This window comes from Rhodoferax sp. (genome assembly GCF_028714215.1).
Classification (GTDB): Bacteria; Pseudomonadota; Gammaproteobacteria; order Burkholderiales; family Burkholderiaceae_C; genus Rhodoferax.
In genome coordinates, this window is sequence record NZ_JAQTMS010000026.1 from 25990 (window position 1) to 47510 (window position 21521).

Here is a 21521-nt window from a genome sequence, read left to right on the forward strand (position 1 = left end):
TGGTTTTTGTTGTTAACTAAGGAGCTATTTATGAAGCGTTCTATGCAAAAGGGTTTTACCCTGATCGAATTGATGATCGTGGTTGCGATCATCGGCATTTTGGCGGCGGTGGCTTTGCCAGCTTATCAGGATTACACCACCCGGGCCAAGGTGACTGAGGTGATTCTTGCCGCGTCTGGTGCAAAGACATCGATCACGGAAGCGGCGGCCAGCTATGGCGCATTGCCTGCCGCCGGCACTGTTTCAGTGGCCATTAATAGCCAGGTTTCCAAATACGTCAGCGGTGTCGCGTGGGACGGAACGAATATTACCGCCACGGCCACGGGTGATACGAACATTAGCACCAGCACCATTACCCTGAAGGCTGTCTTGACCAGCGGTCAAATTGCTTGGACTTGCAGCGGCACGATTCCGGCAAAATACCGTCCGGCAAGCTGCCAGGGTTGATTTGTAGAGTTGAAGATACTTACTTCTAAAAAGAGGCCCTTCCGGGGCCTTTTTTTATATACTTTAAATTCTTTTGCCCCTTTGGTTTTGATCCGTTGATGTGATGACCGCAACGACCAAGCAAGTCATGACGCCTGTTTGGCTGATTGGCTGGGCCTTCGCGCTGGCGGCGGGCTGGCTGTTGCCCAACCATCAGCCACCCTGGTCAAGTTTTCACATGGACGCGTGGATAGCCAGCGTGCTGGCGCTTGGCTCGATCACTGTGATTTTTCGTGCAACCGGACCGGTAGTCTGGCACGGCATCACGTTGACGGTCGCAGCATTGGTCCTTGTTCCCGTTCTACAGTACGGTTTTGGTCTGGTGCTATTGTCCGGCACCGCCTGGATCAGCAGCGCCTACCTGATCGGCTTCCTGCTGGCCTTGTTAACCGGTGCACGCTGGGAGTCGGCCAGCCCGGGTCAACTGGCCGATGGCTTGTTTCTGGCGATTGGCATGGCCGCATTGCTGTCAGTAGCTTTGCAGTTGCACCAGTGGCTGGCACTCGATTTACTGGATGCCTGGTCGATGGGGACCGGCAATGGCCGACCGTTCGCCAATTTTGGCCAGCCCAACCAGTTGGCTACATTTTTGCTGTGGGGCCTGTTGGCTGTCGTCTGGGGGCTGCTTCGCCGCCACATTGGTATCGGGACGGCACTTTTTGTTGCACTGTACATGCTGTTTGGCCTTGCCCTCACGCAGTCCAGGTCTGCCTGGATTGCGGTCGGTGTGCTGGTCTTGGCGAGCTGGTTCTGGCGCCGTTTGTGGCCTGACCGGCTCTGGCCCTGGCTTGCTGCGGGGCTGACCTTGTATTTCGCTGTCTGTACCCTATCGCTGGATTGGTTGAGTCAGGCTCTGCTGCTGAGCAAACAGGCAGGCGCAAGCGAAGCGGTCCGCATTGCCAGCGAGCTGCGGCCGCTGATCTGGTCGATACTTATTGATGCTGCTTGGCAACATCCGGTGCTCGGTTATGGGTGGAATCAAGTCGGCCTTGCACAATTGACGGTGGCTCTCAACCGCCCTCCTCTTCAACTTCTCCTCGCTCACTCGCACAATCTCTTTCTTGATCTCATTTTGTGGTGCGGAATACCGGTGGGCCTACTGGTATCGTTCTACCTGGTACGCTGGTTCTGGCTTCGGCTACGCGCCGTCAGCCGTGCGGAAGACGCAGTATTGTTGCTTTTTTTGCTGGTGGTCGGCAATCACGCCCTGCTGGAACTGCCTTTGCATTACGCCTACTTTTTACTGCCTGCCGGGCTGATCATGGGCGCCCTCAATGTCCGACTCCATTCCCGGCCCATCGTGCTGACCGGCCACTGGAGCCTGATCTTGCCATGCCTGGTATCCGTTGCGCTGCTGACGACGATCATCCACGACTACTTAAGGGTAGAGACCAGCTACCAGGAGTTGCGTTTTGAACAGGCCCGCATCAAAACCGAGAGCCCAGGCAAACCACCGGATGTTCTGCTGCTCACACAGTGGCGGGAAGCCATTAGCCTGTCGCGGTTTGAACCAACCAGTGGCATGAGTGCCCATGATCTGGACTGGATGCACAGGGTTGCCAGTACCTACCCGGGTGGCGCCACCATCCCTAAACTTGCGCTGGCACTGGCGCTGAACAAGCAACCGGTTGAGGCCCGGCAATGGCTGGAAAAATTGTGCTGGATCGAGCCCCAGCCGCAATGCCAAGCTGTTAGGAGGTACTGGGCTGATCAAGCGCTGAAGCATCCCGAGCTGGCAGCGCTTCCCTGGCCGGATTCAGCTTCAGTTGCCACGCCGCCCTGACGCGTTCTCCAGGTTTCGAGCGAACCCTTGGCGACCGGAGCGACGCCCCATGACCTCAGATTGCTCCGGTTTGGCTGTCCGCCGGTGTTGATGCCACAAAGGACTCTGCTGGTAAACCGCTACACCAACGCAGCCACATGGTGCGCAAGGCATCGGCCAGTGCGGCCGCAATCAGGCCCGGCTGGCCCACAGCGCTTTGGCTAAAACGCTCCCGCATCCCCGCGCGCAAATCAGCCAGCTCAGCCAAGTGGTCTGCCCAGTAGACCCCCTTGCGCACAAAATCTTGCTGGTCGTTGGCCACAAACGCGTTCAAACCCAACTGCCCCATGATGGCCGCACCATAGCGTCCCGCTGGCGTGCTACCAGCCAAGGCCAGGGTCGGCACGCCCATCCACACCGCACTCCAACTGGTGGTAGCCCCGTTGTATGGAAAAGTGTCTAGACAAATATCCACCTGGTGATGCAGTTCATGGTAGGCCTTCAATCCGCCACGGCCATGCCAGTGCACTCGCTCGCGCGCGATGCCTTCCTGCGCCAGCCACTGCATACATTGCCCATCCTCGGCTCCACCCTCAATCAGCATTTTGGCGTTCGGCAACGCCCGTAACAGTTCGGCCCACCAGGCAACCACGGTGCGATTGATCTTGCTGGGCCGATTGAAACTGCCAAAGGTGAGAAAGCCATTGCTCAGCGCAGGCAAGGCTTTGACGGGCGGGGCAACGTCGCTTGGCTGAAACGGAGCCAGGGCGGGCAAGCGAACGATGCACTCGGAGAACTGATCGTCAAATTGCCCGACTGGTAGCACATGCTGGTCTGCCAGGTAGTAGTCAACGGCCTGCAAGCCGGTGGTGCCGGGGTAACCCAGCCAACTTACCTGCACCGGTGCCGGTTTGTGGGCCAACGTGCGCAGCCGGTTCAAGGCAGTATGGCCAGACAGATCGATCAGTATATCGATGCGATCATCGCCAATCTGCTTGGCCACAACGGCATCCGGAAGCCCGACCACATTGTGCCAGTGCTCGAAAAATCCTTTCAGACGCCGGGTTTCGCTGTCTTCGGCCGCGTTGTTGTTGTAGGCGTGCAATGACAACTCGGGATGTTTCGACAAACGCTCCAGGACCGGCCCGACGAATTGGGTTACCACATGACTTCGAAAATCGCCGGAGACAAATCCGATCTCCAACTTACGATCAGGTTGGCGGGCGTTGACGTGCGCAGGCCAAGTGCTGCGTAACGGCGCCTCAAACTTTTCAGCAAAGCGGCGGTGTTCAGCAAACAATGCGTGAGCATCGTGCTCCTCACTGTGACTCAGACCAAACAAAAGATTGCTGTAGAGCAAATTGCCGCCGCAGGCCGCAGGTTCCGAACCGACCTCAGTGGCGCGACGAAAACTCTCTATGGCTTCCGGCAATCGCCCCAAACGCCACTGCGACCCTCCAAGATTACTGAGAAGGACGTCGCAATCGGGGATGATCTCCAGGGCGGCCAGATGGTATTTCTCGGCCTCCGCAAAGTTCCCCATGGCGAGCAGCGCATTGCCCAGGTTGGTCAGCGCGCTCGGATACAAAGGCCTGAGCGTGAGGGCCTGTCTGCTGTGCTGCTCCGCCTCCCGGTGTTTGCCAAGCTCAAGATAGACAAGGCCCAGGTCCCGATGGGTTTCAGCCGAATCCGGCTCAATCGCCAAAGCCGTGTCGAAACACTCAATGGAGGCCTCTCGCTCTCCCATCTTTAGCAAGACATTGCCCTTGCCCCGGTACGAGACAACGTGCGTGGCATCCAGATCAAGCGCCTTCTCGAAGCTCGCCAGCGCACCCTTCAGATCTCCCTTCGCATCTTGATTGGCAGCGTGGCCGGCGTGCGCGTCGGGTGAAGCTGTATCCGTGTCCAGTGCACATTGCACATGTTGTGCCGCCGAATCAAGATCTCCCTGCGCCCGAAATACCGCTGCCAAATTGGTATGCGCCTGCACCAGATTGGGATCCACCTTCAGCGCGTCTGCGTAACAGCTGCGGGCCTGCGGCCACTCCTCCATAAACGAATAGAGGTTGCCCAAAAACAGTGAAAAAGATGCGTTTTCCGGGTACCGCTGAATGCCGCTTGTAATCAGCTCACGAGCCCTGTTCAATTCCTTGATTTGAAACAATGCGTGGCACAACTCGCCATAAAGGGGCTCGAAAGCAGGTCTCAGGTCCAGCGCCTTCTGAAAATACTCTGCCGCTTTTTCAAACTGACGCAACTCATCAAAGGTCTGGCCGAGCAGATAGACCGCATCAAAGTTATCGGGCTTGAGTTTTACCGCCGAATCGAGCGCTTCTTGGGCCGCTTCCAGCTTGCCAAGCTCTTTGAGCGCAAACCCCAAACTGATATGAGCGTCTGCGGAATTGGGGTCTGAAGCTACAGCTTTCTGGTACCAATCGATGGCACTATGCAAGTCACCGCTGTCCAGGAATTGATTGCCACGCCGCCTTTGCGCAACACTCTCGGCCAATGCATCGGAATTGGCAAGCGGTGCTGCGGCAGCGACGTCGGCGCCGGCTTTCTTGCCCAAGAAAAAACGGCCTAACCATTTACTCATGTTGGTCAAATTGAGGTGAGGTGATTACAGCTGCTTTACCAGCCACTCAGTCAGATCGTCAATGTATTTAGCGTCGTACCCGGCATCTTTGAGGGTCCATTTGAAGCTGTTAGCAAGTTGGGCCTTGGTATAAAAGTTCAACTTGTTGGCAGCCTTGAACTGGCTTAGGCGAAGACTCAGCTTGCCAAGGATGCCGCTGGTTTTGACGGCGAATTTTTTTTCGTCTCTGTGCGTGTCCAGTGGCATTCTCTCGATAAAAAATCGAGCCAACTCAGCACCGAATTCGTTTGCGGCTTTTGCATCAAACCATTTAAACAGCATACAAAATCCTATTTTCATCTTGACAAATTGAAAAACGACGACGCTCCGAGCCCGGCTGCACTCGATCGCACACATGCACGTATGCTATCTGCAATTGCTACGTAGACATTGAAAGGGCGTACGGTACGGCAAGGCTGTCAGTTCAATGGAACTCACAGTCACTGGGAAGGAGGCAGATTCAGAAGCAACCGTTGCGCCGCTGTCGGCGCTTGCTTGAATACCAGGGCGCCGATAGCAAACTCGGTGTTCGAGGCATTCAGCCAGACCTCGGCAAAGCCCGCCGCCAGCAGCACCTGGCGCAAGGAGTTGGGTGTAAACCCGGTCTTGTGGGCGTAAAAATCGACGCCACTGGCAGCGATCTGTTTTCCCCAGCCATACATGACGTCATGGACGGATATGGGTCCGGCGGGTGACTGGTACAGAATGCCATGGATATCACCACCGTTCTCGACGAAATGGCGCATCACCTGTTGCATGTCGGGCACATGGATTTCGGCAAACCCGTCAGGTTTCAAGACATGCAGGAAACCGGCCAGAACCTTGCTGACGTCGTGCTGGTAGTAGTGCTCAAGGTTGTGGGAACAATAAACGGCATCAAACAGGCTGCTTGGCAGGGTTCCGAGTTGACGCGCGTCCAACACCACGTCGGCACCGGTCAAGGGGTCTATGTCCAGCAGCAGGTGTGTCCAGTCTTGGTACCACTGCGGAATAGCGATCTCCCTACTGCCGCCGCCCACATTGAGCACGCGCCGGGTCGCGCCATCGCCGGGCGCCAGAACTGCTGGCGCGGGCTCTTTGCGTCCCAGAACATTCTTGATGACGTTCAACAGAATCATAGGCCCGGCCTCACTCCCGCATCAGCGCCTCGATCTCCGCGACCGTCACCGGGACGCCACGGCTGATAAGTTCGCAGCCGGTCTGCGTCACGATGGCGTCGTCCTCGATCCGGATGCCGATGTCGTGAAACTGTGTCGGCACGCCTTCCGCGGCGCGCACGTAAAGGCCTGGCTCTATCGTCAGCACCACGCCGGGTTGCAGAATCCGGCTGGGTCGGTCCTTGATGATTTCACCGCTCAACGGGTCCTTGCGCTCGCTCACCGTGCCGACCTCCGACGGTTCGATGTAACCACCGCAATCGTGCACGTCCATGCCCAGCCAATGGCCGGTGCGGTGCATGTAGAACTGGAAGTAGGCACGCTTCTCGATCACGTCCTCCAAGCCACCCACCTTGTTACGGTCCAGCAGACCCAAGTCCAGCAGGCCTTGCGCCAGCACCTTGACAGTGGCCTCGTGCGGGTCGGTAAAGCGGGCACCGGCGCGGGTGGCGACGATCGCCGCCTGCTGCGAGGCCAGCACCAGTTCGTAGAGCGCACGCTGCGGGCCGCTGAACTTGCCGTTGGCCGGAAAAGTGCGGGTGATGTCCGAGGCGTAGCCATCGAGCTCGCAAGCGGCGTCGATCAACACCAGTTCGCCGTCGCGCACCAGGCCGGCATCGGCCCGGTAGTGCAATACACAGGCGTTGGCGCCGGCTGCCACGATAGAGCCATAGGCCGGGTATTGCGAGCCGTGACGGCGAAATTCGTGCAACAGCTCGGCATCCAGATGGTATTCGCGCACCTCCTGGCCGTCGCGCAGCATGCGGGCACTTAGACGCATGGCACGGACATGAGCGCCAGCACTGATCTCGGCGGCGCGGCGCATGATGGCCTGTTCGTGGCTGTCCTTGACCAGCCGCATCTCGTCGAGCAGACCGCACAGATCGCGCTGCTGCCCCGGGCACAGCGCACCATAGCGCACGCGAGCCCGCAGGCTGCCCAGCCAGCCGTCAATGCGCGTCTCCAGCGCCTTGTGCGTGGCAAACGGGTACCAGACGGCATCGCGTCCATCCAGCAGTTCGGGCAGCCTGGCATCGAGCTCGGTCACCGGGTAGGCGGCGTCCACTCCCAGATGTGCCACGGCTGCGGTCGGTCCAAGCCGGTAGCCGTCCCAGATCTCGCGCTCCAGGTCTTTCGGCTGACAAAACAGGGTCGTCGTGCCGTCGCCGCCGATCAGCAGCCAGCTCCTGGGTTCGGTAAAGCCGCTCAGATAATAAAAATAACTGTCGTGCCGGTATAAGAAATCGGAATCACGGTTGCGCTGCTGCTCCGGCGCGCTGGGCACAATGGCAAGGCCCTTGGGTCCCAGCAGGCTGGCCAGCTTGGCGCGGCGTTGGGCGTAGGGTGCAGTACTCATGCCACGGACTCCCCCTGCGCCTTGCGCAACAGTTCGAACCCACGTTCCACGCGGTTGCTGCCGCGCAGGGCACGCTGCATAAATCGGGTCTCGGTGTCGAACTCGACCAGCGCTTGCGTGGTCAACTCATCGAGCAGTCGAGCCAGACTCATGCCGCGCTGCTCGGCCATGGCCTTGAGTCGTTCGTGCTTGTAATCGGGCAGGCGCAAGGTGAATGCACTCATGATGACAACTCCTTCAATAACTGGGGTGGCGTGGCAACCCGAAGCATGGGAAACCGCAACTCCATGGCGGCGAAATCGCGCGTATTCCACGTGACGATATGACTGGCGCCACTGGCCACCGCAAGCTCAAGCACATGATTGTCACCTTCATCGCGCAAATTGGGTCGCCAGGAAAAATAGGTCTTTACCCAGCGACATTGGGCAAGAAATATATCCAATAATTCGTCACGTTCGCTGGCGTCCAGGCGGCAGCCCTGAAACAAGCTGTTGCGCGACATGACATCTTCATACTCCAGCAACAAGGCCGAACCCATGGCCGCCGTGAGTTCTCGGCTCAAGCATTTGCGGATGATCAGCGCAGAGGCGCCTGTGCCCATGCAGGCACCCACAAAAACATTGGTATCCACGACAATCATGGGTCAATGATACCCTCCTTAGCGCATTTTGGCATCTCTGGCGGTATCAAAACCCGAAAGACTTCGAACTCCTTGATTGAACTGCTCCAGTCGCTGCGGTGTACCGACATCGGCCCAGGCGCCATCGTACAGTTGCGTCGATACCAGGCCATTGTCCATGGCGGCGCGCAACAGCGCTTCCATGGACCACTGCATCAAGGGCTTGCCGCGCAGCGTCAGCAGCGGGTTGGGCGTGGCGTCGGTCAGCGGGCGCAGGCGTTCGCCGCGGCCAGCGGCCAGCGGCCAGCAGCATGGCGGCAACGCGCGTGGTCGGCATAACCAAGGCTCTTATCGCACGCCTATGCTCACCTTGCCGAACACCGCTTGCGCTTCGCGCGGCAGGCCGCGCCAGTAGACCGGATTGGCAGTTACCTGAGCACCCAGGGCCGCGGCCGCCTGCCAGCCCCAGCGCGGCTGGTACATGAAGGCGCGGGCCAGGGCAACCAGATCGGCGTCGCCGGCCTGCAAGACCGCTTCCGCCTGCTGCGCTTCGGTGATCAGACCGACGGCGGTCGTCACCATGCCGCTGGCGGCGCGGATCTGCCGCGCAAACGGCACCTGGTAGCCGACGCCCAAAGTGATTTTCTGGGCCGGCGAGATGCCGCCGGACGAGACGTGAATAAAGTCGCAACCGGCGGCTTTCAGGCGCTTGGCAAATTCGGCGCTTTGCGCCACGTCCCAGGCGCCCTCGACCCAGTCGGAGGCCGAAATGCGCAGGCCCAGCACGCCGTCGAACACCTTCCGCACGGCGGCAAAAACCTCCAGTGGGTAGCGGATCCGGTTCTCGAAACTGCCGCCATAGGCATCGCTGCGTTTGTTCGCAATGGGCGACAAAAATTCATGCAGCAAATAGCCGTGCGCACAATGGATTTCCACCGCCTCGATGCCGATGTCATCGGCGCGCTGCGCGGCCGCCGCAAAAGCGTCCCGCGTCTGGGCCATCTTCTCCAGGGTCATGGCGGTGGGCGCTGCCTCGCTGGGCAAATGCGGCTCGGCCGACGGCGCAAAAGTTTCCCAGCCACCCTGCCCGGGCGCGAGCAACTGGGCGCCGTTCCAGGGCAGGGCGCTGGAGGCTTTGCGCCCGGCGTGCGCCAACTGAATGCAGACCGCCATCGGCGGCGCCAGTTGGCGCGCGCGTTTCAGCATATCGGCCAGTGCGCTGGCGGTACGCTCGTCCCACAGGCCCAGACAGGCCGGCGTGATACGGCCTTCCGGCACGACGGCGGTGGCCTCCAGGGTGAACAGCGCGGCGCCGCTGTTGAGCAGGTTGCCCCAGTGCATCAAATGCCAATCGGTGGCCGCGCCGTCGCGCGCCTGGTACTGGCACATCGGAGCAATCACGATGCGGTTGGGCAGCGTCAGGCCGCCCCGGGGTGAGGGCAAGTGCAGAGGGGAAAATAGTTTGCTCATGGGAATGTCCTGAAGTTGTCATTGCGGGCTTGACCCGCAATCCATGGATCCCGGATCGAGTCCGGGATGACAAGTTGGATTAAAAGCTAATGTATTGCAAGCATAGCCCATGACGACTTGATGCCAGCGCAGGGCACCGCGCCGGGCGACCGCAAGCGCCCGCTTCACACCCCGGTAAAATAGCGCGTTTACCCTTACCCAGAACTATCCCGGAGTTGGCACAGATGGTTGATACAGCACAAACAGAAGCAAAAGACACCGCGCAGCCAACCGCCATGGCCAACGCCATTCGCGCCCTGGCGATGGACGGCGTGCAAGCCGCCAACTCGGGTCACCCCGGCGCGCCCATGGGCATGGCCGACATGGCCGTCGCCTTGTGGGGCAGCCACCTCAAGCACAACCCGGCCAACCCGCATTGGTTCGACCGCGACCGCTTCGTGCTCTCCAACGGCCACAGCTCGATGCTGCTGTACGCCGTGTTGCACCTCACGGGTTACAAGCTGCCGATCAGTGAACTGAAAAAATTCCGCCAATTGCACAGCAAGACCCCGGGCCACCCCGAAGTGGGCGTGACACCCGGCGTGGAAACCACCACCGGCCCGCTGGGCCAGGGCATTGCCAACGCGGTGGGCATGGCGCTGGCGGAGAAACTGCTGGCCCATGAGTTCAACCGCGACGGCCATGCCGTCGTCGACCACCACACCTTTGCCTTCATGGGCGACGGCTGCATGATGGAAGGCATCAGCCACGAAGCCGCCGCCCTGGCGGGCGCGTGGAAGCTGGGCAAGCTGATTGCCCTGTACGACGACAACGGCATCTCCATCGACGGCCCGGTAGCGCCCTGGTTCATTGACAACACGGCGCTGCGCTTTGTCGCCTACGGCTGGAACGTGCTGGGTCCGATCGATGGCCATGACGCCGCCCTGGTGGCCGCAACCATCGCCGAGGCCAAGAAGTCCAGCGAAACCCCGACGCTCATCATCTGCAAGACTTCGATCGGCAAGGGCAGCCCGAACCGGGTCAACACCGCCAAGGCCCACGGCGAGCCGCTAGGCGCCGAAGAAATCGCGCTCACCCGCGAATCGCTGGGCTGGCCGTGCAAACCATTCACCGTGCCGCCAGACGTCTACGCCGCTTGGGACGCCAAGGCCGCCGGCGCCGCTGCCGAGCAAGCCTGGCAGGACAAGTTTGCCGCCTACCAAGCCGCGTACCCGGAGTTGGCCAAGGAACTGGTGCGGCGCTTGAAGGGCGAACTGCCGAGGAACTTCAACCAGGTGGCGGTCGACACCGCGGTGGCGGCCCACACCAAAGCCGAGACGGTGGCTTCGCGCAAGGCCTCGCAACTGGCCCTCGAATCCTTCACCGCCGCCCTGCCGGAACTGCTGGGCGGCTCGGCCGACCTGACCGGCTCCAACCTGACCAACACCAAGAGCACGCCCAATCTGCGCTTCGACTTCACCGGGCAGGCCAACGGCGGGCGCCACATCAACTACGGCGTGCGCGAGTTCGGCATGGCCGCCATCATGAACGGCGTTGCGCTGCATGGCGGCTACATCCCGTACGGCGGCACGTTCCTGACCTTCAGCGACTACAGCCGCAACGCCATCCGGATGGCGGCGCTGATGAAACTGCGCGTGGTGCATGTCTTCACGCACGACTCGATCGGCCTGGGCGAAGACGGCCCGACGCACCAGTCGATCGAACACGCCGCCTCGCTGCGCCTGATTCCCAACCTGGACGTCTGGCGCCCCGGCGATACCGCGGAAACTGCGGTCGCCTGGACGGTGGCCCTGCAAAACAAAACCCGGCCCACGGCCCTGCTGCTGTCGCGCCAGAACCTCTGTTACGCACCCAAGGCGGGTCTGGGCGACATCAGCAAGGGCGCTTATGTGCTGGCCGAGCCGAGCGAAGTGGGGCTGAAGAAAAAGACCCAGGCCGTCATCATTGCTACCGGCTCCGAAGTGCAGTTGGCGCTCAAGGCGCAGGAACTCCTTGCCACCCGCAAGATCGCTGTGCGCGTGGTTTCGATGCCCAGCAACACCACTTTCGACCGGCAAAGCGCGGCCTACAAGAGCGCGGTGTTGCCGGCCGGCGTGCCGCGCATCGCGGTCGAGATGGGTGTGACCGAAGGCTGGTGGAAGTACGGTTGCGCCGCCGTCGTCGGCATCGACAGCTTTGGCGAGTCGGCGCCGGCGCCGGTGTTGTTCGAGCTCTTCGGCTTTACCCCGAAGAATGTGGCCGATACGGTGGAAAAGGTGTTGCGGGCCTAGCAACACTTCAGTTTTCAATTTTCAAGTTTTTACTAGTGGAGAAAAAGCAAATGACGATCAAGATTGGTATCAATGGCTTCGGCCGCATCGGCCGCATTGTGTTCCGCGCTGCCATGCAAAACTTCAAGGACATTGAGGTGGTGGGCATCAACGACCTGTTGGAGCCGGAATACCTGGCTTACATGCTGCAGTTCGACTCGGTGCATGGCCGCTTCAAGGGCGACATTGCGGTCGAGGGCAACATGCTTGTCGTCAACGGCAAAAAGATTCGCCTTAGCGCCGTCAAAGACCCGGCCGAGCTGAAATGGAACGAGGTCGGCGCCGACATCGTGATCGAGGCCACCGGCTTGTTCCTGACCAAGGAAGCAGCGCAGAAGCACATCAGCGCCGGCGCCAGGAAGGTCATCATGTCGGCCCCCAGCAAGGACGACACCCCGATGTTCGTCTTCGGCGTCAACCACACCAGCTACGCCGGCCAGGCCATCATCTCCAACGCCTCCTGCACCACCAACTGCCTGGCCCCGGTAGCCAAGGTGCTGAACGACAACTGGGGCATCAAGCGCGGCCTGATGACCACCGTGCATGCCGCCACGGCGACCCAGAAAACCGTCGACAGCCCGTCCAACAAAGACTGGCGCGGCGGCCGCGGCATTCTGGAAAACATCATTCCCTCCAGCACCGGTGCGGCCAAGGCGGTGGGCGTGGTGATTCCGGAACTCAACAAGAAGCTCACCGGCATGTCGTTCCGCGTGCCGACCTCCGACGTGTCGGTGGTGGACCTGACGGTGGAGCTGAACAAGGAAGCCAGCTACGCTGAAATCTGCGCCGCCATGAAGGCTGCCAGCGAGGGCGCCATGAAGGGCGTGCTGGGCTATACCACCGACAAAGTGGTGTCGACCGACTTCCGCGGCGAGAGCTGCACCTCGGTGTTCGATGCCGACGCCGGCATGGCGCTGGACGGCACTTTTGTGAAAGTCGTCTCCTGGTACGACAACGAATGGGGCTATTCCAGCAAATGCCTGGAGATGGCACGCCTGCTGGCCAAGTAAGCGCGGCCTTCGCCGACCCCGACAAAGCGCGCCCCCGGGCGCGCTTTTTTATGCGTTTGAAGTCTTACAAGGGTGCCACCGGAATACAAATCTGGCAATCGAACGCGCCGGTCTCCGGGTCGCAACCCGAGCCTTGCGGGTAGTACTCGAAAAACGGGCGCGAATCGAGTTGGAAGCCGCTCGATGGCAACCACTGCGCCAGCATGGCAGCCCAGGCGTCGGGCATATCCTTCGCCGGCTCCCTGACCTCAAGCACAGCGTATCTGCCGCCTGGAATGGTGGCTTTTTGCGCGCCGCCGGCGGGTACAAAATCGTCAGCCACCTCGGCGCAAGCATCGTAACGGCATTGTTCGGGCGCGGTGACGCGCGGGTCGTCGTGGCAGATGCCGTAGCGCGGACGCTCCAGCAGTCCATTCGTGAGCAGCCAGGGGTACGCCCGGCTTTGCCAGAACAGGGAGATCGATGTGCCATACGGGCCGACGTGGCGCAGATAGGCAACGGTCTTGGGTTTGCGGTCTATCAGTTTTACTTCCATGAGGAACTCCATAGCTTGGTTGTGGGAGGCCTCATGCTCCGGCGAAACCCCTTGCGATGCCTGATCGATCTTGCGCTTCGCCTGATTCAGATTGCCATCTGCCTTGCCGCGGCTGGCTTGCTGCCGGCGCCAGGCGCTGGGTGAGCAGCCCAATCTGGATTTGAAGGCACGGGAGAAGGCTTCCGCCGAGCCAAAACCGACCGATAGAGCGATCTGCAATACCGGTACCCGTGGCTGCGCCACAAGACGTGTGGCGGACGTCTCCAGCCGCCGCCGGCGCTGATAATCGCCCAGCGTCTCGCCCATCCAGGCAGCGAACAGGCGATGAAAATGGAAGGTGGAAAAATGGGCTACTTGCGCCAGGTCGGCGAGGGCCAGCGATTGGTCCAGATGCCGGTCGATATGCTGGAGCACCCGGTGCATGCGGGCGTCATAGCGGGACCGCTTGTCCTGAGAATTCACGTTTCTTGCGTTCCGCGCCGGCTGCGCAGGGCGGAATATTTTTTCATTTTTTTGTCTTGCACGAAGCCCCGGTAAGCCTCGCTTTCGACGGCATAGATGGCGATTCGGCCGTGCTGGTCATAGTGCGCGCCCCAACCGTATTTCTTGGTCAACGGCGAGGCCCGCATGCAAGCGCAAGGCTTCACGAAGTACGCTTCCCATAGCTGTTGGCGCTGGGCTTGCAACACGGCAGGCGGTATTTGTTTGTGCTGCACGTGGGTGGCGAACTTCAGTTCTTCCAGGGTGTAGCCATAGGGTTTGCTGCTCAGCAGTTGGTATTCGATGCTGGCGATGGAGCGCCGCTGGCCCCGGTCTTGCGGCACGATGGCGGTCCGGGTCGCGCAGTCTGGCGCGATCTGGATGAACTGGTTGCAGGGATTCATGTTCGCGCCTTCATTCTGTCGGCAGCTGGCAAATTCAAGGCATCACTGCCGAGCTGAAAACATGGCGTCGCAACGCCTCTGCATTTCGTCGAACGACACGTCCTCGATATGCGTCAGGATATGCCACTTGTGGCCGAACGGATCGAGCAGCGTGCCGGATCGGTCGCCATAGAACTGGTCCTTGACCGGCTCGATCAGCGTCGCGCCGGCATCCAGCGCGCGCTGGAAGGTGGCGTCCACGTTGACCACGTAGAAAGCGATGCCCACCGGCGAGCCGCCCAGGGTCGCCGGGCTTTTGTTGCCCCAGGCCGGCATCTCCTCGGCCAGCATGATTCGGCCATCGCCGACCTGCAGTTCGGCATGCCCCACAGTGCCGCCCGGCATGGCAATGCGCCCGATCTCCCTGGCACCGAAGGCGCGCCGGTAAAACTCGATGGCGGCCTTCGCATCCTTGACGGCAAGGTAAGGCGTGATGGCGTGAAATCCCGTGGGGATGTGCTTGACTGCGTTCATGCTGGCTCCTGGGCTCGCCGCAAAGCGGCAATATCGATTTTCTTCATTTGCAGCATGGCCTGCATCACTCTTGCCGATTTCACCGGATCGGGGTCACTCAGCAACTTGACCAGGACGGTCGGAACGATCTGCCACGAGACGCCGAATTTGTCGGTCAGCCAGCCGCATTGGACCTCCTGCCCGCCGGCGCCCAGCTTGTCCCACATGTCATCGACTTCCTGCTGCGTCTCGCAGTTCACGACAAACGAGATGGCGGGAGAGATCTGGTAGACCGGGCCACCGTTCAAGGCGACGAACTCCTGTCCGTCGAGCAGAAAACTGGCGGTCATGACCGAACCCTTGGGTCCCGGCCCGGCCTCGCCGTAACGATTGACAGTCAGAACCTTGGAGTTCCTGAAAATCGAAACGTAGAAATTCATAGCCTCCTCGGCCTGATGGTCAAACCACAGAAAGGGGGTGATTTTTTGCATGCTGTGTTACTCCTTTACGCCTGCTTTTCGGGCAAGCACTGAAACCACTTTTTCGCCACCGCCTTGAGCCTGGTGAGACCCAACTCGAAGTCCTTGCCGACCATTTTGTCCAGGCTATAAAACAGACTCATGACTTTCACGACAAAATTCTGCGTGCCACGTAGAAGGTGTCCGGCAGGGTTGTGGCATGGAGCAGGACGGCGGCGAGCAGCACGAGCACGGCGATGACGCTGGTTTTAAGCATGTGACTTCTCCGGTCCGGGTCATCGCTGACACAACCCGTTCACTGAAGTTTTTCAACGTGCCTGGCAAAATTGTTCAAGATGGCTTGCCATCCCTGGCGCTGTTGCTCCACCGGATTTTCGGATTCGGCATCGAACGTGACGCGCAGCGTGACAGCGTTTGCGTCCGTCACGAACTCGACTGCGCCAGTACGGTCTCCAAACCGATACTCGATCAACTCGCCCGGTACGATCCTGGTGTACGTTCCGGCGAAGTCAAAGCCGAAGCTGCCGTCCTTGGCCTCCATGCGCGAGGTGAACGCTCCACCCACGCGCAAATCGACAGAGGCTTTGGTGGTGTGCCAATCCTCGGATGCGGTATTCCATTGCTTGATGTCGTCGGGTGTTGTGTAGGCGCTCCAGACCTTGGCGAGGGGCGCTTTGACGCTGGTTTCAACGCTGATTTTCATGCTGTGACTCCTTGTGGGATGGCAACTGACTCAATATCAAGCGACTTCTGCGGCGCTGCCCGGCTGGCTCACTGCGGGACGATCACCATCCAGCTCACGCCAAAGCGGTCGGCCACCACGCCAAAGCAGGGCGAAAAGAAAGTCTTGCCCAGCGGCATCCGGATCTGGCCGCCGTTGGCCAATGCGTTGTAGAAACGCTGGGCCTGCGCCGCGTCCGCCGCCCCGACGGAGAGCGAAAAGCCCTGGAAGTTGGCCTTCGTGGCACTGTTGCCATCCGAGAGCATGAGCGTGGTCTCGCCTATGCGCAGGCTGGCGTGCATGATCTTGTGCTCGAAACCCGGCGGCAGCATGCCCGGCGGGTGTGGCTCGGGGCTTTCGTCCATGCGCATCTGCATGACGACCTCGGCGCCCAGTGCCTGCTGGTAAAAGGCGATGGCTTCTTCGCCTTGGCCGTTGAAAAACAGATAGGGCTCGACTTTCATGGGAACTCCTTTTTCGGTGGTTACAGGGCTGGACAAAGTTATCGATCAGAAGAATGATTTTTTGCTTGTGGGTTTAGGTCTGGCTGCCGGCTTCAATCGAGCGCAAACGAGCCGGTCTTGAGTTCTCCGGCACGTCGATACACACTGACAATGGCGCCCTTGCTGGTGGCGTGCGAGCGCAGCAACTTCAAGGTGGCCGGCACGCTGCCGGCGCCGAACAGCCGCTTGCCGGTGCCCAGCACAACCGGAAAGGTCAACAGCCGGTACTCATCGATCAGGTCATGCGCCATCAGCGTCTGCGCCAGGCCGCAACTGCCATGCACTTGCACCTCGCGCGAGAAGCGTTTTTTGAGTTCGCCGACCTGTTTCACGACGTCGCGAACCGGCGAACTGGCACTCCAGTTGAACGTCGTCAGTGTGCGCGAAGCGACGAATTTGGGAAGCGAATTCAGCTTGCTGGCAATCGGGTCGTCGGCATCGGTGACCCGCGGCCAATGGCCCGAGAAGATGTCGTAAGTGGTCCGACCGAGCAGGAAGGCATCCGCCTTCGAGAAGATCTCCACCATGGTCTGGCCCATGTCTTCGTCGGCATGGGGGAACAGCCAGCCACCATAAGGGAAGTTGCCGCTGCGGTCCTCGCCCGGAGCACCGGGGGCCTGCATCACGCCATCGAGCGTCAGGAATGTCGTCAAAGTCAGTTCAGCCACAAGTGTCTCCAATTTCCCGTGCAAGTCGAATTTGATTTCATTTGTGTACAGAGTACACATTGAATAAGCGAATAATAATGGACAGTGTCCACAATTGGCAATGCCATGACTGCCGTGTCAACAATTAGCCCACGGCACACAGCCGCCGGCCAGACTGAAATCAAGCGCCTTGTGACGACGCCAGCAAGGCCAGCAGCGCTTGCCGGGTGAATTGGTCGGCCGGGAAGAACGTTTCCAGCGCCAGTTCCTGCAAGGTGACGTCGACCGGTGAACCGAAGATGGTGGTGGTGCTGATGAAGCTGAGCACACCGATCGCGGTCCGGAACTTGAAGGGCACCACAATGCCCGCCGGTTCGCCTTCCGGCGCTGAACCGGCGGCCGCGTCGGGCACCGGGTAAGTCATGAGTTCCGCCAGCAGAGCCGCCAGCAGCGGGTCGGCGGTGGCCCCGATTTGCTGGCGCAGGCGCTCGAACAAGTGGCTGCGCCATTGCGCCAGATTCACGATGTTGCCGGCGATGCCCAGCGGGTGCAGGCTCAGGCGCAACACGTTGACTGGCGCTTGCAGCAGCGACGCATCGGCTCCGGCCAGCAGCGACGCCAGCATGCGGTTGGCGGCGATCAGATTCCAGTGCCGGTCCAGCGCCAGCGCGGGATAGGGCTCGTGGCTGGTCAGCAGCAGTTCCACCGCCTGGCGCGCCGCATCCAGCGCCGGGTCGCCCAGCGGTCGCTCGCGGTACATCGGCGCGTAGCCGGCCGCCACCAGCAAGGCATTGCGCTCACGCAGCGGAATGTCCAGTCGCGCCGACAGGCGCAACACCATTTCGCGGCTGGGAAGCGAGCGTCCGGTCTCGACAAAACTGAGGTGCCGGGTCGAGATGTCGGCTTCGTGCGCCAACTCAAGCTGGCTCAGGCGCCGGCGCTGACGCCAGTGGCGCAAGTGGTCGCCAAACGGCGGCGCCGTGCCGCGCGACGAACTGCCGAGGTATGGGGTGCTTGCATTCATGGCGCCATCGTAAAGCCTGGCCGGCCGGTGTTCCATTACCTGCCAGGTCATCGACTGGCGGCAGCGGCACCGCAATGATGCAGCCCGGCCGCAGCGATCCGATAGCCCGCTGCGCCGACTCGCTCCCGTTGCCGGCTATCCCAACCCAAGGAGTTTGCTCATGTCTACCACCTCGTTCATGTCTGCCCCCAACTTTTTGCGCAACGTGCTGCGCGCCGATGCAATGTCGTGCCTGGCCTGCGGCCTGCTGCAGGTCGTCGTCCCCGACACCATGGCCCCATTGACGGGCTTGCCGCCCGCGCTGCTGGTGTACAGCGGCGAATTTCTGCTGCTCTACGCCGCGCTGGTGGCCTTTCTCTCCACCCGCGTGCCGCTGCCGCGGCCGCTGGTCTGGCTGCTGCTGGCCGGCAATCTGGGCTGGGCGCTGGCTTGCCTGCTGCTGCTGGTCAGCGGCAGCGTGGTAGCCACCGCGCTTGGCACGGCGTATCTGCTGGTTCAGGCGCTGACGGTGTGCGTGCTGGCCGACTTGCAGTTTTTCGGTCTGTGCCGGCAGCGTCAAACCAGCGCCAAGGTGGCCCTATAATTCGCATGTGGACAGTGTCCATAATCGGTGTTAGCATTTAATTGTGGATGGCGTCCACATTGAATACTTGTACCCTGAAGCGTTCGACCCTCCGAAGTCAAATTGAAACGCCTGGGTGACGCCTTGCCGCCTCGGTTTTTAGGGAATTTACATGCTTGTTGCAGCAGCCCTCAAGGGCTACCGTGTGGTCCGGCGCCGGCCCGTGGCGCGCCATTTTTCCGACCGGCAGCGCCGCTGGCTGCCGCTGCTGGCGCTGGCGCTGGCGCTTGGCGCCTGCGCCGGCCTGCCGCCTAGCGCCAACCAAACATCGACAGCAGCAAGCTTGACGGCACCGTCGCAATGGCAGGCGCCACTGCCGCACGGCGGTCAACTGACCGACCTCAGTCACTGGTGGCAACAGTTCAACGACCCGCTGCTGACGCAGCTCATCGACGCCGCGCAGGCGCTCAGCCCGACGCTGGCGGCGGCGCAGTCGCGCATCGCGCAAGCGCGCGCGGCGCAGGTGGCGGCTGGTGCCGCACTGGGCCCGACCCTGAACGCCAGCTTCAGCGCCAGCCGCGGCCGCCAGGACTTGAGCCTGCCGCTGGGCAGCAGCACATCGGCTGGCCTGCAAGCGGCCTGGGAGTTGGACCTGTTCGGCGGCAACGCCGCCGGCCGTGACGCGGCGCAAGCCCGGCTCTCCGGCGCCCAGGCGTCGTGGCATGAAGCCCGCGTGTCAGTGGCGGCCGAGGTGGCCGGCGCCTACCTCGCGCTGCGCGCCTGCGAGGCCCAACTGGCGCAAACGCAGCTCGACGCCAGCTCGCGCGCCGAGACCGCGCGCCTGACCGAACTGGCAACCAGGGCCGGCTTTCAAACCTCTGCCACTGCCGCGCTGGCACGCGCCAGCGCGGCCCAGGGCAGCAGCCTGCTGACCCAACAGCGCGCCCAATGCGACCTTGGCGTCAAGTCGCTGGTGGCCCTGACCGGCTTGGCCGAGCCTGCTTTGCGCAGCCAACTTGCCGGCGGCAGCGCGCAGTTGCCGCAGCCGGCGCAGATCGCCGTCAGCAGCGTTCCGGCCGAAGTGCTGGCGCAGCGCCCGGACTTGTTCAACGCCGCGCGCCAGGTGCTGGCCGCCAGCGCCGACCTGAGCCAGTCGCAGGCGCAACGCTATCCGCGCATTGTTTTGAGCGGCAACATCGCCGCCGCCCGCTTCGCCAGCGCCGCCGGCACGCTGGACGACACGCTGTGGAGCCTGGGTCCGGTGTCGGTGTCGCTGCCTTTGTTCGACGGCGGCGCGCGCCGCGCCAACGTGGAAGCGGCCCGCGCGCGCTACCGGGAGGCCGGCGCCAACTACGCAGCCCGGCTGCGCACGGCAGTGCGGGAAGTCGAAGAAGCCTTGATCACGCTGCAAAGCACGGCCGCGCGCAGCGGCGACGCGCAGGTCGCCAGCGCGGGCTTTGCCGTCTCGTACCGGGCCACCGAGGCGCGCTTCAAGGGCGGCCTGGCCAGCCTGTTCGAACTGGAAGACGCACGCCGCAGCCTGCTGCAGGCGCAGAGTACCCTGATCGAATTGCAGCGCGAACGCGTCGCCGCCTGGATCTCCTTGTACCGCGCGCTGGGCGGTGGCTGGACCGCCGAGGCGCCAGCCGCGGCGCAGGCCGCCAGCCAGGACTGACCTTCCCCGAATTTCCTTCCTCATTCAAGCATGTCCATGAAATACCATCTTCAACCCCGCTGGATCGTGCTGGCAGTCGCCTCGCTGGTGCTGCTGGGCCTGGCCTCGTTGGCCCTCACCGATCGCACGCCCGAGGCCAAGAAGCCCGCCGCCCAGGTCAAACCGGCACTCACGGTCAACCTCACCGAGCCGCAGAGGACGACGCTGCCAATGAAAATCGAAGCCAACGGCAACCTGGCGGCCTGGCAGGAAGCCAGCATAGGCACCGAGGCCAACGGCCTGCGGCTGGCCGAGGTGCGCGTCAACGTCGGCGACCAGGTCGAGCGCGGCCAGGTGCTGGCCACTTTCGCGCCCGACATGATTCTGGCCGACCTGGCCCAGATGCGCGCCAACCTGGCGCAGGAAGAAGCCACCTTGGCGGAGGCCGCCGCCAACGCCCAGCGAGCCCGCGAATTGCAGACTACCGGCGCCCTCAGCGCGCAGCAGATCAACCAGTACCTGACCGCCGAACGCACCGCGCAAGCGCGCGTCGAGGCGCAGCGCGCGATCGCCAGAACGCAGCAACTGCGACTGGCGCAAACCCAGGTGCTGGCGCCCGACAGGGGCGTGATCTCGGCCCGCAGCGCCACCGTGGGCGCGGTGCTACCGGCCGGGCAGGAGTTGTTCCGCATGATTCGCCAGGGCCGGCTGGAATGGCGGGCCGAGGTCTCTTCGGCCGATCTGGCCTACCTCAAACCCGGCATGAGCGCCAGCGTCACGCCGGCCAACGGGACGCGCATCAAGGGCACGCTGCGCATGGTGGCGCCAACGGTCGATGCCGCCACCCGCATGGGCCTGGTCTACGTCGACCTGCCGGCGCACGGCGCGGCCAAGGCCGGCATGTTTGCGCGCGGCGAGTTCGAGACCGGCAGCGGCGTGGCGCTGACGCTGCCGCAGAGCGCGGTGCTGCTGCGCGACGGCTTCAGCTATGTGCTGCGCGTGGGTGCCGATTCCAAGGTCGCCCTGACGAAAGTCGCGGTCGGGCGGCGCGCCGGCGAGCGCATCGAGATCACCGGCGGACTCGACGCCAAGGCGCGTGTCGTTGCCGCCGGCGGCGGCTTTCTGTCGGATGGCGACACGGTTCGGGTGGTCGAATCGGCGCCGGCACCGAAGAGCGCGGCCAGCGCCAGTGGCGCGCAGGCGAGGTGAGCGGGC

The 21521-nt window shown here is 61.9% G+C and carries 22 protein-coding genes and 1 pseudogene; 7 read left to right on the forward strand and 16 right to left on the reverse strand.

The annotated features are described in order from the left end of the window. Positions 1-30 precede the first annotated feature (30 nt). Both PHS32_RS13165 and PHS32_RS13170 read left to right on the forward strand, forming a co-directional pair. Complete coding sequence (locus tag PHS32_RS13165; RefSeq protein ID WP_301079463.1) at positions 31-447, forward strand: pilin; 417 nt, start codon at positions 31-33, stop codon at positions 445-447. A 238-nt stretch (positions 448-685) separates the two neighbouring features. Next, complete coding sequence (locus tag PHS32_RS13170) at positions 686-2269, forward strand: O-antigen ligase family protein (RefSeq protein ID WP_301079464.1); 1584 nt, start codon at positions 686-688, stop codon at positions 2267-2269. A gap of 55 nt (positions 2270-2324) precedes the next feature. Here the strand turns inward: PHS32_RS13170 and PHS32_RS13175 are convergent, their stop codons facing one another. The 8 genes and pseudogenes from PHS32_RS13175 to PHS32_RS13210 form a co-directional block, all read right to left on the reverse strand. After that, positions 2325-4844, reverse strand: coding sequence for a glycosyltransferase family 41 protein (locus PHS32_RS13175; RefSeq protein WP_301079465.1), 2520 nt, complete (start codon positions 4842-4844; stop codon positions 2325-2327). Positions 4845-4868: 24 nt separating this feature from the next. Then, entirely contained in the window at positions 4869-5165 is a 297-nt protein-coding gene (locus PHS32_RS13180) for a hypothetical protein (RefSeq protein WP_301079466.1), read from the reverse strand. Between the two features lie 158 nt (positions 5166-5323). After that, positions 5324-6001 (reverse strand): methyltransferase domain-containing protein, encoded by a 678-nt coding sequence (locus tag PHS32_RS13185; protein WP_301079467.1) that lies wholly within the window; start codon positions 5999-6001, stop codon positions 5324-5326. Positions 6002-6011: 10 nt separating this feature from the next. Further along, entirely contained in the window at positions 6012-7397 is a 1386-nt protein-coding gene (locus tag PHS32_RS13190; RefSeq protein WP_301079468.1) for an aminopeptidase P N-terminal domain-containing protein, read from the reverse strand. Beyond that, complete coding sequence (locus tag PHS32_RS13195; protein ID WP_301079469.1) at positions 7394-7621, reverse strand: toxin-antitoxin system HicB family antitoxin; 228 nt, start codon at positions 7619-7621, stop codon at positions 7394-7396. The genes PHS32_RS13190 and PHS32_RS13195 overlap by 4 nt, the downstream gene beginning before the upstream one ends. Beyond that, positions 7618-8037, reverse strand: a complete 420-nt coding sequence (locus tag PHS32_RS13200) for a putative toxin-antitoxin system toxin component, PIN family (protein WP_301079470.1) — start codon at positions 8035-8037, stop codon at positions 7618-7620. Before PHS32_RS13200 ends, PHS32_RS13195 begins: the two co-directional genes overlap by 4 nt. A 135-nt stretch (positions 8038-8172) precedes the next feature. Further along, positions 8173-8337, reverse strand: a pseudogene (locus tag PHS32_RS13205) (sugar phosphate nucleotidyltransferase); the annotation flags it as partial. Between the two features lie 27 nt (positions 8338-8364). Next, on the reverse strand, positions 8365-9486 hold the full coding sequence (locus tag PHS32_RS13210; protein ID WP_301079471.1) for an NADH:flavin oxidoreductase/NADH oxidase: 1122 nt from the start codon (positions 9484-9486) through the stop codon (positions 8365-8367). Positions 9487-9710: 224 nt separating this feature from the next. Between PHS32_RS13210 and tkt the strand changes: the two genes are divergently transcribed. After that, complete coding sequence (gene tkt, locus PHS32_RS13215) at positions 9711-11756, forward strand: transketolase (protein ID WP_301079472.1); 2046 nt, start codon at positions 9711-9713, stop codon at positions 11754-11756. Positions 11757-11806: 50 nt separating this feature from the next. Further along, positions 11807-12805, forward strand: coding sequence for a type I glyceraldehyde-3-phosphate dehydrogenase (gene gap, locus PHS32_RS13220; RefSeq protein ID WP_301079473.1), 999 nt, complete (start codon positions 11807-11809; stop codon positions 12803-12805). A 64-nt stretch (positions 12806-12869) separates the two neighbouring features. On the opposite strand, the gene PHS32_RS13225 is transcribed toward gap, so the two are convergent. The 8 genes from PHS32_RS13225 to PHS32_RS13260 form a co-directional block, all read right to left on the reverse strand. Continuing rightward, entirely contained in the window at positions 12870-13802 is a 933-nt protein-coding gene (locus PHS32_RS13225) for a GyrI-like domain-containing protein (protein ID WP_301079474.1), read from the reverse strand. Continuing rightward, positions 13799-14224, reverse strand: a complete 426-nt coding sequence (locus tag PHS32_RS13230) for a DUF6157 family protein (protein WP_301079475.1) — start codon at positions 14222-14224, stop codon at positions 13799-13801. The genes PHS32_RS13225 and PHS32_RS13230 overlap by 4 nt, the downstream gene beginning before the upstream one ends. 42 nt (positions 14225-14266) lie before the next feature. Next, complete coding sequence (locus PHS32_RS13235; protein WP_301079476.1) at positions 14267-14737, reverse strand: VOC family protein; 471 nt, start codon at positions 14735-14737, stop codon at positions 14267-14269. Continuing rightward, the gene (locus PHS32_RS13240) at positions 14734-15207 is read right to left on the reverse strand and encodes a VOC family protein (RefSeq protein ID WP_301079477.1); all 474 of its coding nucleotides are present in this window, start codon (positions 15205-15207) and stop codon (positions 14734-14736) included. Before PHS32_RS13240 ends, PHS32_RS13235 begins: the two co-directional genes overlap by 4 nt. A 283-nt stretch (positions 15208-15490) precedes the next feature. Next, the gene (locus tag PHS32_RS13245; RefSeq protein ID WP_301079478.1) at positions 15491-15898 is read right to left on the reverse strand and encodes an SRPBCC family protein; all 408 of its coding nucleotides are present in this window, start codon (positions 15896-15898) and stop codon (positions 15491-15493) included. 68 nt (positions 15899-15966) lie between these two features. After that, a complete protein-coding gene (locus tag PHS32_RS13250) occupies positions 15967-16380 on the reverse strand; it encodes a VOC family protein (protein ID WP_301079479.1) in 414 nt (137 codons plus the stop codon). Positions 16381-16472: 92 nt separating this feature from the next. Beyond that, complete coding sequence (locus PHS32_RS13255) at positions 16473-17087, reverse strand: dihydrofolate reductase family protein (protein ID WP_301079480.1); 615 nt, start codon at positions 17085-17087, stop codon at positions 16473-16475. A gap of 160 nt (positions 17088-17247) precedes the next feature. After that, entirely contained in the window at positions 17248-18090 is an 843-nt protein-coding gene (locus tag PHS32_RS13260; protein WP_301079481.1) for a helix-turn-helix transcriptional regulator, read from the reverse strand. 160 nt (positions 18091-18250) lie between these two features. Here PHS32_RS13260 and PHS32_RS13265 point away from each other — a divergent pair, with 160 nt between their 5' ends. The 3 genes from PHS32_RS13265 to PHS32_RS13275 all read left to right on the forward strand — a co-directional run bounded on the left by PHS32_RS13265 (position 18251) and on the right by PHS32_RS13275 (position 21515). Further along, on the forward strand, positions 18251-18673 hold the full coding sequence (locus PHS32_RS13265; protein WP_301079482.1) for a hypothetical protein: 423 nt from the start codon (positions 18251-18253) through the stop codon (positions 18671-18673). Between the two features lie 151 nt (positions 18674-18824). Next, positions 18825-20327, forward strand: coding sequence for an efflux transporter outer membrane subunit (locus tag PHS32_RS13270; protein WP_301079483.1), 1503 nt, complete (start codon positions 18825-18827; stop codon positions 20325-20327). A 36-nt stretch (positions 20328-20363) separates the two neighbouring features. Next, positions 20364-21515 (forward strand): efflux RND transporter periplasmic adaptor subunit, encoded by a 1152-nt coding sequence (locus PHS32_RS13275; RefSeq protein ID WP_301079484.1) that lies wholly within the window; start codon positions 20364-20366, stop codon positions 21513-21515. The last annotated feature ends 6 nt before the right edge of the window (positions 21516-21521 follow it).